The organism is Flavobacterium algicola (assembly GCF_022399565.1).
In the GTDB taxonomy this organism is placed as follows: domain Bacteria; phylum Bacteroidota; class Bacteroidia; order Flavobacteriales; family Flavobacteriaceae; genus Flavobacterium; species Flavobacterium algicola.
Genome location: NZ_JAJTUT010000001.1, coordinates 792,024 through 808,638 on the forward strand (window position 1 = coordinate 792,024; position 16,615 = coordinate 808,638).

At 34.5% G+C, this 16,615-nt stretch carries 12 protein-coding genes; all 12 read right to left on the minus strand.

The window, feature by feature from the left end; translation table 11 throughout:
- Positions 1-54 precede the first annotated feature (54 nt).
- The gene (locus LXH21_RS03420; RefSeq protein WP_239862792.1) at positions 55-2,334 is read right to left on the minus strand and encodes an NADP-dependent malic enzyme; all 2,280 of its coding nucleotides are present in this window, start codon (positions 2,332-2,334) and stop codon (positions 55-57) included.
- 152 nt (positions 2,335-2,486) lie between these two features.
- Positions 2,487-2,921 carry a CBS domain-containing protein gene (locus LXH21_RS03425; protein WP_239862794.1) on the minus strand — a complete coding sequence of 145 codons (435 nt, stop codon included), beginning with the start codon at positions 2,919-2,921 and terminating at the stop codon, positions 2,487-2,489.
- Between the two features lie 91 nt (positions 2,922-3,012).
- Positions 3,013-3,936 (minus strand): tRNA epoxyqueuosine(34) reductase QueG, encoded by a 924-nt coding sequence (gene queG, locus LXH21_RS03430; protein ID WP_239863656.1) that lies wholly within the window; start codon positions 3,934-3,936, stop codon positions 3,013-3,015.
- 77 nt (positions 3,937-4,013) lie between these two features.
- On the minus strand, positions 4,014-5,036 hold the full coding sequence (ruvB, locus tag LXH21_RS03435; protein ID WP_239862796.1) for a Holliday junction branch migration DNA helicase RuvB: 1,023 nt from the start codon (positions 5,034-5,036) through the stop codon (positions 4,014-4,016).
- An 81-nt stretch (positions 5,037-5,117) separates the two neighbouring features.
- On the minus strand, positions 5,118-6,914 hold the full coding sequence (locus LXH21_RS03440) for a cytochrome c oxidase subunit I (protein WP_239862798.1): 1,797 nt from the start codon (positions 6,912-6,914) through the stop codon (positions 5,118-5,120).
- A gap of 31 nt (positions 6,915-6,945) precedes the next feature.
- Entirely contained in the window at positions 6,946-8,091 is a 1,146-nt protein-coding gene (locus LXH21_RS03445; RefSeq protein ID WP_239862799.1) for a cytochrome c oxidase subunit II, read from the minus strand.
- A gap of 19 nt (positions 8,092-8,110) precedes the next feature.
- Entirely contained in the window at positions 8,111-9,460 is a 1,350-nt protein-coding gene (locus LXH21_RS03450; protein WP_239862801.1) for a cation-translocating P-type ATPase, read from the minus strand.
- Positions 9,461-9,487: 27 nt separating this feature from the next.
- Positions 9,488-10,033: a c-type cytochrome gene (locus LXH21_RS03455; protein ID WP_239862802.1), complete on the minus strand. Its 546-nt coding sequence runs from the start codon at positions 10,031-10,033 to the stop codon at positions 9,488-9,490.
- A gap of 7 nt (positions 10,034-10,040) precedes the next feature.
- A complete protein-coding gene (locus tag LXH21_RS03460) occupies positions 10,041-10,565 on the minus strand; it encodes a DUF3341 domain-containing protein (protein ID WP_239862804.1) in 525 nt (174 codons plus the stop codon).
- Positions 10,558-11,961, minus strand: coding sequence for an NrfD/PsrC family molybdoenzyme membrane anchor subunit (gene nrfD, locus LXH21_RS03465; protein ID WP_239862806.1), 1,404 nt, complete (start codon positions 11,959-11,961; stop codon positions 10,558-10,560). The genes LXH21_RS03460 and nrfD overlap by 8 nt, the downstream gene beginning before the upstream one ends.
- Positions 11,962-11,998: 37 nt before the next feature.
- Positions 11,999-15,055 (minus strand): TAT-variant-translocated molybdopterin oxidoreductase, encoded by a 3,057-nt coding sequence (locus LXH21_RS03470; protein WP_239862808.1) that lies wholly within the window; start codon positions 15,053-15,055, stop codon positions 11,999-12,001.
- A gap of 84 nt (positions 15,056-15,139) precedes the next feature.
- Positions 15,140-16,459 (minus strand): c-type cytochrome, encoded by a 1,320-nt coding sequence (locus LXH21_RS03475; RefSeq protein ID WP_239862810.1) that lies wholly within the window; start codon positions 16,457-16,459, stop codon positions 15,140-15,142.
- Positions 16,460-16,615 lie beyond the last annotated feature (156 nt).

The window sequence follows — 16,615 nt, forward strand, 5'->3', positions numbered from 1 at the left end:
AAACACCTATAACTTAAAAGTAAAAGTTATAGGTGTCTGTATAATTTATTGAAATTAATTTTTCTTTTTACCTTTTTCCTGTGCATCCAAAACAGCAATTGTTGCCATATTAACCATCTCTTCTACACTAGCTCCTAACTGAAAAATGTGTACTGGTTTTTTCATACCCATCATAATAGGGCCGATAGATTCCACCTTATTCAATTCTTTCATCAACTTATAAGTAATATTAGCGGAATCCAAATTAGGGAATATTAATGTATTTACTTTTTTACCTACTAATTTAGAAAACGGAAATTTCTCTCTTAGCATATCTGGATTTAAAGCAAAATCGGACTGAATTTCTCCATCTACAATTAAATCGGGATGATGTTGGTGTAAGTAAGCAACAGCATCTCGCACTTTACTTGCTTTAACATTTCCTGATGATCCAAAATTAGAATAAGAAACCATTGCAATTACTGGCTCAACACCAAACATTCTAGCGGTTTTAGCTGTCATTAAAGCAATATTGGCTAACTCCTCTGCTGTTGGATCAATATTTACAGCGGTATCAGATAAAAACATTGGCCCTCTAGCAGTCATCATCATATTTGTAGTAGCTACAATTGATGCTCCAGACGCTTTATTTACCATTTGCAACATAGGTTTTAGCACTGTAGCATAGCTTCTTGTATGTCCAGTTACCAATCCATCTGCTTCACCCGTATTTACCATCATAGCAGCAAAATAATTTCTTTCACGCATTAATCGCTGAGCATCATAAAATGCAATTCCGCGTCTCTTGCGAGTCTCAAAATAATTCTCCGCAAAGCGACTTCTTCTTGATGCCTCTTCATTATCTTTCGGATCTATTATTTCAACATCTGCATCAAATCCCAACTCAGATTTTAATTCAGATATAACCTCTCTGTTACCTAGCAGGATAGGAATTGCAACACCTTCCTCCAATACAATTTGAGCTGCTTTTAAAACATCTAAATGTTCTGCCTCTGCAAATACAATTCGCTTCGGATCCATCTTTGCTTTATTACTAATCATACGAAGCATTTTATTATCGTTACCTAAACGTTCTAATAAATCTTCTTCATATTTTTCCCAATCAGTAATTGGGTTCAATGCAACACCAGACTCCATTGCTGCTCTAGCTACTGCAGGCGCAACTATAGCAATTAATCTAGGATCAAATGGTTTTGGAATGATATATTCTTTCCCAAAAATTAGTTTGGTTGCTCCATAAGCAACATTCACTTGCTCTGGAACTGATTCCTTCGCTAGCATTGCCAAAGCTTTAACAGCTGCCATTTTCATAGCTTCATTAATTTTTGTAGCACGAACATCTAATGCTCCTCTAAAAATATATGGAAAACCTAAGACGTTATTAACTTGATTAGGATAATCAGATCTTCCCGTTGCCATTATTAAGTCACTTCGTGTACCAATAGCAAGGTTATAATCAATTTCAGGATCAGGATTTGCCATGGCAAAAACGATCGGATCTTTTGCCATCCCTAATAACATTTCAGGTGTAAGAATATTTCCTGCCGACAAACCTAGAAAAACATCGGCGCCTTGTAAAGCTTCACCTAATTTTATTCCAGCTTTACCTTTAGAATATTTTAATTGTAAAGCAGACAAGTCATTTCTTTCATTAGAAAGAACACCGTCTTTATCAAACATTATTATATTATCTGGATTAACTCCCAATAAAACATACAAATTAGCACAAGCTAAAGCTGCTGAACCAGCACCTGAAACCACAATTTTTGCAGTTTCTAGTTTTTTATCGGCAAGTTCAAGTGCATTTATAAGTGCTGCAGAAGAAATGATCGCAGTTCCGTGCTGATCATCATGCATCACAGGAATATTTAATTCCTCAACCAATCTACGTTCAATCTCGAATGATTCTGGAGCTTTTATATCTTCAAGATTAATTCCTCCAAAAGTAGGAGCAATATTTTTGACAGTCTGAATAAATTCCTCGATATTCTTAGTATCAACTTCGATATCAAAAACATCAATATCTGCAAAGATCTTAAATAATAAACCCTTACCCTCCATAACAGGTTTTGAAGCTTCAGGTCCGATATCACCTAATCCTAAAACGGCAGTTCCATTTGAAATTACAGCAACCAAATTACCTTTGGCTGTATATTTGTAAACATTATTAACATCTTTAGCGATTTCCAAACATGGTTCTGCTACACCCGGTGAATAAGCTAAAGACAAATCTCTTTGCGTTGCGTATTTTTTTGTTGGCACTACTTGTATTTTCCCCGGAGTCGGTTTCGCATGATATAGTAACGCTTCTCTTCTTTTACTTTCCTTATTCATAAATTTATTTTTGACACAATTTACAAAGATAGAAGTCTTGACTCAAAAAGGAAGCTTTTGTCTTAATCTTTTCTTAAAAAAAATTTCAAAATAAATAACAAAACAAAGACTACAAAGTATTACTTAAACAGCGAAAATACTAGCACTTTAATTTAAATTTGAGTTCCATTTATATAAGAATCTAAATGGTTTATAGTTTCTTTTTGACTCTCAATTATTGCTTTTACCACATCCCCTATAGAAATAACACCAAGTACAGCATCTCCATCTACAACAGGTAAGTGTCTGATTCTTTTTCCACTCATCAACCCCATACAATAGTCTATATTATCAGATAACTTTACAGTTATGATTCCAGTGCCCATTATTTCGTGCACCAATGTATCTTTTGAAGTTTTATTTTTAAGAACAATTTTACGAGCATAGTCCCTTTCGGATAATATACCTACAATTTCTTTATTATCTATTACGAGCAAGGCCCCAACATTTTTTTCACCCATGACTTTCAAGGCATCATATACAGAAATTGTAGAAACTATTGAAAAAACATCACCCCCTTTAACACTTAGTATTTGATTTACAGTCATATTCAAAATATTTTAGAACTCTAAAATAGTGAAAATAATTAAGCAAAAACAATCTATAAAAAAATAATATATTAATAACCAGTACATTAAATTATTTCAAAAAAGTGATATTCCGTTTGAGACCATTAAATTTCGCCCGTTTTATAGGTGAATTTTTGAATATTACGTTAAAAGTTTCCTCAGTAATTTCCTCCCATTCCTTTTTTTTCATCGAAAGTAATTTAGGGTTTGGATCAAATAACGGTTCATTATGGGCCTTAGAAAATCGATTCCACGGGCAAACATCCTGACATATATCACATCCAAATGCCCAATCATCAAATTTACCTTTCATTTCAATTGGAATACTATCCTTCAATTCTATTGTAAAATAAGAAATACACTTACTACCATCAACCACATAGGGTGCTACTATTGCTTGAGTAGGACATGCATCTAGACAGGCCGTACAAGAACCGCAATGGTCAGAGGTTGCATAATCGTAATCTAACTCTAAATCAATAATTAATTCTGCTATAAAATAAAATGACCCGACTTTTTGTGTTATTAAATTACCGCTTTTACCAACCCACCCAAGACCTGATTTGGCCGCCCATGCTCTATCTAGAACTGGAGCCGAGTCTACAAAAGCTCTACCATTAATATTTCCAATTTGAGATTGAATCGAAAACAATAACTCATTAAGCTTGTCTTTGATTACGTAATGATAATCTGTACCATAAGCATACTTGGAAACCTTATAAGCATCCGAAACTTGATTATTCTCTGGATAATAATTTAATAATAATGAAATGACACTTTTACTATCCTCTACCAGTTTTGTAGTATCTAATCGTTTGTCAAAATGGTTTTCCATATAAGACATTTGACCATTATAATTTTTATTTAGCCAGTTTTCTAATCGAGGAGCTTCTTCCTCTAAAAAACCAGATTTGGATATACCACAAGCCAAAAACCCGAGGCGTGTGGCTTCGGATTTTATAAATTGGGTGTTTTTTGATTTCGAAATAATGATTTAGTTCTAAATTGATTGTTATAACGTATAGCGAATCGATAATATAAATAAGAAACAACTAAATATCTTTAAATTCATTAAAATAGACCTCCTTGAATATTAGAGTTGATTCTGCCTAAATGTTTATAAGCCTTATCAGTCACTTCTCTACCTCGAGGTGTACGCATTATGAAACCTTCCTGAATAAGAAAAGGTTCGTAAACTTCTTCAACTGTCTCACTACTTTCTGAAACAGCAGTTGCAAGCGTTGAAAGACCAACAGGACCACCTTTAAATTTATCTATTATAGTTGTAAGTATTTTATTGTCCATTTCATCCAAGCCGTGCGCATCAACATTAAGAGCTTTTAAACTATATCTAGCAATTTCAATATCAATTGTACCATTACCTTTTATCTGCGCAAAGTCACGCACACGGCGTAATAAGGCATTTGCAATTCGAGGAGTTCCACGACTACGCCCTGCTATTTCTATAGCAGCTTCATATGATATAGGCATTTTAAGGATAGACGCAGAACGCTCAACTATAGTAGTTAAAAGTTCCTTTGTATAATATTGTAAACGAGAAGAAATTCCAAATCTCGCTCGCATAGGAGCCGTAAGTAGACCAGAACGAGTAGTCGCACCGATTAATGTAAACGGATTTAAATTAATTTGAACAGTCCTAGCGTTAGGACCTGATTCTATCATGATGTCTATTTTAAAATCCTCCATTGCCGAATATAAATACTCTTCGACAATAGGACTTAAACGATGAATCTCATCTATAAAAAGAACATCACGCTCATCTAAGTTGGTTAAGAGCCCTGCCAAATCGCCTGGTTTATCCAAGACAGGACCAGAAGTAATTTTAATACCAACTTCTAATTCATTAGCTAGTATATTGGCTAGAGTAGTTTTTCCTAAACCGGGAGGTCCGTGAAATAATGTATGGTCTAAAGCCTCGTTTCTTTGATTAGCTGCAGCAACAAATACTTTCAAATTTTCTAAAACTTGATCCTGACCTGCAAAGTCATCAAAGGATAAGGGTCTTAATTTCTTTTCAAGATCAAATTCATCTGAACCGAAACCATCCGTCGTGGGGTCTAAATTTTCATTCATCTAACAAATATATGATAAAGTTTCAAGTAAATAAAAAATGCCTTTCTGTAAAAGAAAGGCATTTTTAAAATATTTTAATTCCTAGTGATGTAATACTTCCTCACCCGGTTTCATTGGTACATTTTGAGGAACAAAATCTACGTCATGATTAGGATTAGAGTAGTCATAAGGCCATCTGTGAACTTCTGGAATAGCACCTGGCCAGTTACCATGAATATGTTCAACTGGTGTAGTCCATTCTAATGTATTGGATTTCCATGGATTTTGAACTGCTTTCTTACCGTAGAAAATACTAGCAAAGAAATTGTATAAGAATACCAATTGAAAAACACCACCAACTAATGCAAAAACAGTAATCAACACATTTACATTTTGTAAGTCATCAAATAATGGGAAATTTGTATTTGTATAATAACGTCTAGGTAAACCAGCTAATCCAATAAAATGCATTGGGAAGAAAACTCCATAGGCACAAATCGCTGTGATCCAAAAGTGGACATACCCAAGATTTTTGTCCATCATTCTACCAAACATCTTTGGGAACCAATGATAAATTCCTCCAAACATTCCATAAAGAGCAGAAATACCCATTACTAAGTGAAAGTGAGCAATAACAAAATAAGTATCGTGAACATTAATATCTAATGTACTATCTCCTAAAATAATTCCAGTTAAACCACCAGTAATAAATGTTGAGATCATACCAATAGAGAATAACATAGCCGGATTTAATTGCAAGTTACCTTTCCATAAAGTTGTAATCCAGTTAAATGCTTTTACAGCAGAAGGAATTGCAATTAATAATGTAGTAAATGTAAATACAGATCCTAAGAAAGGATTCATCCCTGATATAAACATATGGTGACCCCATACAATTGTAGATAAAAATGCAATTGCAAGAACAGACATAATCATTGCTCTATAACCAAAAATTGGTTTACGTGAATTAGTAGCTAAAATTTCAGATACTAGACCCATTGCAGGAAGAATTACGATGTAAACCTCAGGGTGACCTAAAAACCAGAACAAATGCTCAAACAATACAGGAGAACCTCCTTGGTAATGTAAAACTTCACCAGCAATATAAATATCAGACAAGAAGAAAGACGTACCAAAACTTCTGTCAAAAATCAACAATAAAGCCGCCGATAATAAGACTGGAAATGATACAACTCCAATAATTGCAGTTACAAAAAATGTCCATATCGTCAAAGGTAATCTAGTCATAGACATCCCTTTTGTTCTTAAATTAATTACAGTAACAATGTAATTTAATGAACCCATCAATGAAGAAGCGATAAATATAGCCATTGAAATCAACCATAAAGTCATACCCATTCCTGAACCAGGAATAGCTTGAGGCAATGCACTCAATGGAGGATAAATTGTCCAACCTGAAGATGCAGGACCTGCCTCAACAAATAATGAACTCAACATAATTACAGCTGACAAGAAAAACATCCAATAAGAAATCATATTCATGAATCCTGATGCCATATCTCTTGCACCAATTTGAAGAGGTATCAATAAATTACTAAATGTTCCACTTAAGCCGGCCGTTAATACAAAGAATACCATTATGGTTCCGTGTATCGTGACTAAAGCTAAGTAAACATCATTCTTCATAACTCCATCTGGAGCCCATTTATCACCTAATAAAACATTAAATATCTTAAAGGATTCTTCTGGCCAAGCCAATTGCATTCTGAAAAGCATAGACATTACAATACCTATGATTCCCATAATAATACCTGTAATAAGATATTGCTTAGCAATCATTTTGTGATCAATACTAAAAATATATTTAGTAATGAATGTCTCTTTATGATGATGTTCGTGTTCGTGATCGTGTCCGTGATCGTGACCTTCTGCTGACATATATGTTTACTTTAAATTTTCTTAATAAATATTATTTAACTGCTACTACTGGCGCAACAATTACTGAATCTTGTGCAGGTGCTTCATTACCTATAGCTGGAGCCGGTGCATTAGCTTCTTTAACTTGAACAGCTAAAATAGCTTGTTCTTTAATCCACTTTTTATAATCTTCCGGAGTATCAACTATAATCTTCATTTGCATATTGTAGTGAGATGCACCACAAATTTTATTACAAAGTAACAAATAATCAAATGTATAAGGATCTAAAGCAGTACCACCACTAGCAACAAGTTTAGTAGACTTTTGAGCTCTTAATTCATTAATATGAGATACTTTTTCAATCATATAAGGCAACTCTCTGTATTCAGCAGTAGTATAAATTGGCTCGAAAGCAAATTCTGTAACCATACCAGGTACACAGTTCATTTGCGCTCTAAAGTGAGGCATGTATGCAGAGTGCAACACATCTTGTGATCTCATTTTAAAATGAACTTTTCTTCCTTTAGGAATATGTAATTCAGATACGACGATATCATCTTGAGCATTAGGATCAGACATATCAACACCCAAAGTATTGATACCTTCAATATATCTAACATTAGCTTTACCAAGAACATTATCTTCACCAGCATAGCGAGCAGACCACTTAAATTGTTGTGCATAAAGCTCAATAACTACAGTATCTTCTTCATCATCTATAAACATAATATTAGTCCAAGCATACAATCCATAAAGGATTAGACCAGCCAAAACTACTGCAGGAATAATACTCCAAACAGCTTCCAATTTATTATTATCTGCAAAATATAATGCTTTCTGACCGCTTTTACCTCTGTATTTGAAAGAGAAGTAATGAATAAGAACCTGAGTAATTGCTTGAACTATAAACAACAATACCCATGAAATATTCATCAAGCTATCAACCAATGCACCATGCTCTGAAGCAGGCGTATGAAGCACTAAACCACCCCATGCAAATAAACCATAAATAGTCAAAATATAAATGAAAGCTAAAAAGCCAAACATCAAATAACCCTGAACATTATTATCATTATCATTAGCCACCTGAGAATTGTCCACACTTGAACCTACTTGAGTAAGATCAAATATTTTGGTCAATTGCCACAATGCAACTGCTAATAAAACTAAAACTATAATTACCAACAAACTTGTCATCTGTTTATCTCTTTAAATATTAATAATGAAAATGTTTACTTTCTTCTATAAATGGATTTCTTTTTGGCAACAAAGGAGTTTTAGTCAAAGCAGTAAAGACAGCAAAGATAAACAATCCAAGGAAGAAAAGAACTGATGAAATTTCAGAAACACCGATAAACCAACGATCACCTACTGTTCCAGGCATAATCATATTAAAGAAATCTAAATAATGACCTCCTAAAATTACCGTACCAGCCATAACTATTACCCAGCTAAGTCTTTTAAAATCAGTATTTAATAAAATCAATAACGGGAATACAAAATTCATAACGACAGCACCAAAGAATGGTAAGTTGTAAAGTTGAATTCTTGTAATAAAATATGTTATTTCTTCAGGAATGTTAGCATACCAGATCAACATGAACTGTGAGAACCATAAATATGTCCAGAAAATACTGATACCAAACATAAATTTAGCCAAATCATGAATATGACTTGTATTAACATACTCTAAATATCCTCTCGATTTTAAATAAACAGTAACTAAAGCAATTGTAGTAATTCCACTTACAAAGAAACTAGCAAAAACGTACCATCCAAACAATGTACTAAACCAGTGAGGATCTACAGACATAATCCAGTCCCAAGACATAATAGACTCAGAAACGATGAAGAATACTAAGAAACCAGCAGACATTTTAAAATTCTTTTTATAGTACAAATTATCCGTTGCTTCATCTTGCGCTACACAATTTTTAGCAGAATAATATCTGTATAAATTCCAACCAATTAAAAATATAGCTGCACGAATAATCCAGAATGGAAAATTTAAGTAACTAGATTTGTTAGCAATCAATTCGTCATGCGCTACAACTTCAGGATCTAACCATATAAACAAATGGTTAAAATGCAATCCACACAAAATTAATATAACAAAGAATATTACAGAACCCATCGGAAGATAAGCCGTAATTCCTTGCATTACTCTAAACAATACAGGTGACCAACCAGCTTGCGCTACTTGCTGAATAGCATAAAATGCTAAAACCCCCATAGAAATCAACATAAAGAAGATACAAGCAACATATAATGCCGCCCATGGCTTATTTTGTAGCTGGTGCAAAACATGAGTCAAATGCTCAGTATGTTCAGCATCATGCTGAGCTACTTCAGCTTTGTCATGATGAGCATCACCATGTGCTTCACCTTCTACTTTAGTTTCCTCATGATGTACAGCACCATGGCCATCATGACTTTCTGCAGCAAGAAGTGTTTCAACTTCCTGAATATCTTTAGGTGCATTCAAAAAACCATAACCAATACCCAATATACCAACGGCCATAAGGATAAAAGAAAAAGTTTTTAATTTACTTGAAAATGTATACATATCTATTACGATCAGTTTGTTCAACAATTATAATTGGCTTTTAAGTTTTAGAACATAGTCAGCAACTAACCAACGTTCGTGAGCACTTAATTGATTTGCATGAGAACCCATAGAATTTAAACCATAAGTTACTACGTGAAAAACGCTTCCTTCAGTGATTACCCTATCTTTATAACTAGGTACTCCAAGAAACTTTTCTCTTTCAACCAATTTTCCTTTACCGTTTCCAGTTGCACCATGACAACTAATACAATAAATATCAAAAAGCTCTTTTCCTTTTTCTGAATTATGATCAAGGGAATCCAAAGGAGATTTCAGATTTGCTTTTGCTAATTCATAACCCTCAGTCGTATTTTCATATTCATAAGGTTCGAATCCTCTCTTAACAGTACCATCTGGAGGAAGTTGACCTTCTTTACCATTTTTAAATGCAGCAGATTCTGAATAAGTTTCATATCCTGCTGATTCGTACATATTAGGAAAGTATTGATAATTCGGTGCTTTATTATTATGACATGATGCCACTAATACAGTGATGCCTAATAAAAGTGCTATTTTATATACCCTTTTCATATCTTTATTAATGCTTTTCAATTACTTTAACTTCTACTGCTCCTGTTCCTTGAAAGAAAGAAATTAACTCTTCCTCATTACCATTAACAGCCACTTCCATTAAAAAGTGATCATCTGTAGTTCTTACATCTGGATTTTCAGCTTCCTTAAATGGCCACAATCTACTTCTCATGTAAAAAGTAATCACCATAAGGTGAGCTGCAAAAAATACAGTCATCTCAAACATAATAGGCACGAATGCTGGCATATTTTCAATATAGCTAAAACTTGGCTTTCCACCAATATCTTGTGGCCAATCTTGAATCATTACAAAATTCATCATCCAAGTGGCAAATGAAATACCAATACAACCGTATATGAATGAACATATAGCTAGTCTAGTAGGTGCAAGTCCCATTGCTTTATCCAAACCGTGAACAGGAAATGGACAAAAAACTTCTTCAATATGATGATGAGCTGCACGCGTTTTCTTAACCGCATTCATCAATATATCATCGTCATTATAAATGGCGTATATTACTTTATTACTCATGGTGTGAATCTTTATTTGCTTCTCTTTCTCTAATATAATTATCTCCAGTTCCTTTCAAAATTGTTTTTACCTCCGCTTGAGCAATCACAGGGAATGTTCTAGAATATAATAAAAACAAAACAAAGAAGAAACCTATTGTTCCAATGAAAATTCCAATATCAACAAACGTTGGAGAAAACATTGTCCAAGAAGATGGTAAATAATCTCTATGTAATGAAGTAACAATAATTACAAAACGCTCAAACCACATTCCTATGTTTACAACAATTGAAATAATAAATGAGAACATAATACTTGTTCTTAACTTTTTTGACCACATGAATTGTGGAGAGAAAACATTACATGTCATCATTGACCAATAAGCCCACCAGTATGGTCCAGTAGCTCTGTTCAAGAAAGCGTATTGTTCGTATTCTACTCCTGAATACCAAGCTACGAATAACTCAGTTATATAAGCAACACCAACAATAGAACCTGTAATCATGATTACAATATTCATCAATTCGATATGTTGCAAAGTGATATAAGCCTCAAGATTTGAAACTTTTCTCATAATGATAAGCAAAGTATTAACCATCGCAAATCCAGAGAATACCGCTCCAGCCACAAAGTAAGGAGGGAAAATTGTAGTATGCCATCCTGGTATAACAGAAGTAGCAAAGTCCATCGATACAATTGTATGCACAGAAAGTACAAGAGGAGTTGCTAAACCAGCAAGAACTAAAGATACTTCTTCAAAACGTTGCCAATCTTTTGCTCTACCACTCCAACCAAAACTTAAGATTGAATATACTCTCTTATTAAAAGGTGTAATAGCTCTATCTCTTAACATTGCAAAATCAGGTAGTAAACCAGTCCACCAGAAAACTAACGATACTGATAAATACGTAGAAATTGCAAATACATCCCAAAGTAACGGAGAGTTAAAGTTTACCCATAGAGAACCGAATTGATTCGGTATAGGAAGTACCCAATATGCTAACCATGGACGACCCATGTGTATGATTGGGAACAAACCTGCTTGAATAACCGAGAAAATGGTCATTGCTTCTGCAGAACGGTTAATTGCCATTCTCCATCTTTGACGGAATAATAAAAGTACAGCTGAAATCAGAGTTCCCGCGTGACCAATACCAACCCACCAAACGAAGTTAGTAATATCCCAAGCCCATCCAACGGTTTTATTCAAACCCCATGTTCCGATACCTGTAGATACGGTGTAAATAATACAACCTAATCCCCAAAGGAAAGCTGTTAATGCGATTGTAAATACAATCCACCAATGTTTATTAGCTTTTCCCTCAACAGGAGCTGCTACATCAACCGTTACATCGTGATAGCTTCTATCACCTATAACTAAAGGTTTCCTAATGCTTGATTCGTAGTGAGACGACATAATCCTTTATATGTTTCTAATTAATAATTGTTTTTTACTAGGTATTTCTAACTTTAACGTGATAAATCACATTAGGTTTTGTTCCAACATGCTCCAATAAATGATACATTCTTTCGTCTTCAACCAATTTGGCTACTTGACTTTCTTTATCATTAACATCCCCAAATACCATTGCACCAGAAGTACAAGCACTTGAACATGCAGTTTGGAATTCACCATCAACAATAGTTCTACCTTCTCTTTTTGCTTTTAAGATAGTCGATTGTGTCATTTGGATACACATCGAACATTTCTCCATAACACCACGAGAACGAACGTTCACATCTGGATTTAAAACCATACGTCCTAAATCATCATTCATATGATAGTCAAACTCACTGTTTCCATTATATAAGAACCAGTTAAAACGACGAACTTTATAAGGACAGTTATTAGCACAGTAACGAGTACCAACACATCTATTATAAGCCATATGATTTTGACCTTGACGGCTATGCGAAGTTGCAGCAACAGGACAAACAGTCTCACAAGGAGCATGATTACAGTGTTGACACATTACCGGTTGAAAAGCAACTTGAGGATTATCTCCTGCTTTTTCCATTTCATTAAAAGTTGATAATGAACTAGACAGACCAGCAATATTCTCTTTTCTTTCGTTGTCTTCTTCAAAAGTTGATTCAGATGAATAATATCTGTCAATACGCAACCAGTGCATATCTCTACTTCTTCTAATTTCTGATTTACCTACGACTGGTACATTATTTTCAGCATGACATGCTATCACACAAGCACCACAACCAGTACAAGCATTTAAATCAATTGACAAATTAAAATGATGCCCAATAGAACGATCAAATGAATCCCATAAATCAACAGTAGTAGACTCTACTTCCTTGTGATCTAAAGAAACCATAGGAACTGGGTTCCATTCCTTAGCATCAGCAGTATTGAAAATTTCCAAAGTTGTTTCTTTGATAATATCTCCTCTACCCATTAAAGTTTTTTGACCTTGAACACAAGCAAACTCATGTTCTCCGCTAGCTTTTTCAAAACTAACAGACTGTACATCATTAAAACCTTTATATAATGTGTAAGCATTAACACCTACTTGCATTTCTTCTTTCAAAGCCGCTTTACGACCGTAACCCAAAGCCAAACCAATTGTACCAACAGCTTGTCCTGGCTGAACAATTACTGGTACGTTTTCTAATTTAACTCCGTCAGCAGTTGTAATTGTAGCATAACTTCCATTAAGACCTCCATTAGCAACAATCTCATTAGATAATTCTAATGTTTTTGCATCTGCATTGGATACAGTTACATAATTATCCCAAGAAACTCTTGTAATTGGATCTGGAAACTCTTGCAACCATGGGTTAGCAGCTTGTTGACCATCACCTAAACCAGTTTTAGTATACAAAACTAATTCATAACCTTGACCCGCTTTTGATCTTGACAATGTTGCAGCAGCAGCACTATAATCAGCTGAACCTACCGAAGTAGATTGAACACCACCTACAAAAATACCATCGTGCAGTACTTTATTCCAATTAGCTCCAGCAGTAATACTTGAAGCTGTAGCTTTTACATAATCATAATAAGAACCAGCTTGACCATTTAATGACATCAAAACTTCTTGAAATTGTTTTGTATCAAATAATGGACGGATAGTTGGTTGCGTTATACTGTAAGTACCATTTGTCAAACTTAAATCCCCCCAAGATTCTAAATAATGAGGAACCGCAGCAGCGATAGTACTTACTAATGCTGTCTCATCTTCTTTCAATGAGAAAGCAACAGAAGTTTTAACTTTTTTAAGCCCATCAGCAAAAGATGCTGAATCAGCTAAAGTATATATTGGATTAACTCCACTCATTATTAAAGTATGAACGCTACCTGCTTTCATATCATTTATTAATTGAGCAACTTTTTCGTTTGATCCTTTTCTTATTTGTCTAGCTCCTACAGTTGTAAAAGCTTGGCTAGCTAATGCACTGTTAATAGCCAAAACTAAAAGTTGTGCATTTTTATCTTGTATACCTGAAACCAAAACACCTTGAGATCCAGCCATTTTCAATTGCTTAGCAGCTTTAGTTACTTCATCTTTAACTTTAGCATCTAAAGTTACAGCTGCAGTACCACCTACAATTACATTATAAATATGAACTAAAGCTTGCTTTTGAACCGCAGTAGTCATTGCCAATCGTTTATCAGCAGCAGCTCCAGATAATGTCATGTTTGATTCCAATTGGAAGTGACGTGACATTTTTCCGTTTTTAGGAATTCTTCCTTGAGCGTATCCTGTATCGTATCCACCACCTTGCCAATCTCCTAGAAAGTCAGCACCAACAGAAACAATTAAAGAAGCTTTTGAAAAATCGTAATCAACTAATGCTCTGTTACCGTAAACTGCTTCATAAGCATCTAAAGCTTCAGATGAAGATACAGCATCATAAACCACATGCTTAGCATTTGGATTATTTGAAATAAATTCAGCAATTAATTTCTCTGTTGAAGGACTTGCCAAAGTATTCGTTAAAACTACTACCTGACCACCTTTTGCTTTTGCATCAACAAGACTTGAATTAATTTTTGCAGTTACAGTAGACCAAGTTGCAGATTTACCGTCAACTTTTGGCTCCTTCAAACGCATGTTATCATATAAGGATAACACAGACGCATGAACTCTAGCATTTGCAGAAAATTTAGCTCCAACAATAGTATTGTTTTCTATTTTAATAGGACGCCCTTCACGTGTTTTAACAAGAAGATTTGCAAAATCAAAACCATCAAACATTGTTGTAGCATAATAATCAGCTACACCAGGAATGATTTGTTCTGGTTGTAATACATAAGGTATCGACTTGTGTACAGGACCTTCGCAAGCAACAAGCGTAGCTGCTGCAGTACTAAATCCAACGTACTTTAAAAAGTCACGACGTGATGTTGAAGACGAAGACAATGCTTCATTATTCCCTAGAAATTCATCAGTAGGAATAGCCTCAACAAATTCGTTATTTTTAAGCGCCTCAACAATAGAACTATTTACGTCTAGTTCTTCAACACTTTTCCAGTATTTTTTGTTTGATGACATTTTATATAAATATTAGAATCTTAATTATTATTTTATTTAATCGGCAATTTGATAGTTGGTCATTTTATTTACCAGTTCACAAATCTAGTAGTGACATTTACCACATTCTAAACCTCCCATTTGAGCAGCAGTCAATTTATCGACTCCGTACTTCTTAGAAAGTTCCTCATGAATTTTAGTGTAATACTCATTACCTTCCATTTTAACATCGGTTTTTCTGTGACAGTTAATACACCAACCCATTGTTAGAGGAGCAAATTGCTTTTGAATTTCATAAGTCTCAACAGGACCGTGACAAGTTTGACATTCAATACCAGCAACAGTTACGTGTTGTGAGTGATTAAAGTAAACAAAATCAGGTAAGTTATGAATACGAACCCATTTTACTGGTTGTGATTTACCAGTATACGACTGAGTAGTTTTATCCCAACCCACTGCTGTATATAATTTTTGTATCTGCTCATCGTAGAAAGCTTTACTGTACTCAGGAGTCGCAGTAGTTTCTGCAACTTCAGAAATATTCTTATGACAGTTCATACAAACATTCAAAGAAGGAATACCTGCATTTTTACTTACTCTAGCTGATGAGTGACAATATTTACAGTTTATCTCATTATCACCAGCGTGAATTTTATGAGAATAATGAATTGGCTGAATTGGAGCGTAATCTTGATCTACACCTACTTGCATTAAGAAGCCATATACAAAATAACCACTAGCCAATAATAGGAAGATAGCTGTAACTAAAACCAAAAATTGATTTTTTACAAATGCTTTCCATATAGGAGTTGATTTTTCTTTTTCCGCTACAACGATTCCATTTGCACTTGCTACCTTAGTCAGTACTTTATTAACTAAAAGCAACATTACAACTAACATAGCCATCACAAGCGCAAGCACTCCCAAAACTACATTATTTGAAATTCCACCTTGATCAGCAACTGGTCCGCCAGGAACAGCACCAACTGCAGCAGGAGCTTCTGCTTTTACTTCAGAAGTGTAAGCAATAATATTATCGATATCTCCCTCTGATAATTGAGGAAAAGAAGTCATCACCGCTTTGTTGTTTTCTTCATACACCTTTACGGCAGCTGCATCTCCTGATTTTATCATCTCAGAACTGTTGTGAATCCACTTATACAACCAAGCCTTGTCATGCTTTTCAGCAACACCCCTAAGAGCTGGTCCAGTTGATTTAGCATCCAGTTTATGACATGCCGCACAGTTTGAGTTAAAAAGTTCTTTTCCTTTTACAGGATCGGCACCTTGCGAGGCCGCAGGAGCTTCAGTTGCATCTGCAGGAGCAGCGTCTTGAGCAAAGGAAGTTAAGGAAAAAGCTAGCGATAAAGCAAAGCTTAAAAATAATTTCCTTGAGATCGAATTATGGTTACCCACCTTTTTCATATTATATAATGATTATCTACTAAAAATTGGCATAGTTTTTAATACATAAACTGTATCAAAAAGCTACCCCTTTATTATAAATCTCGACAAAAATACGACTTATGAACTATTCACAAAAACCTAAAATAGCCTTATTTCCAATTTATATTTATTCTA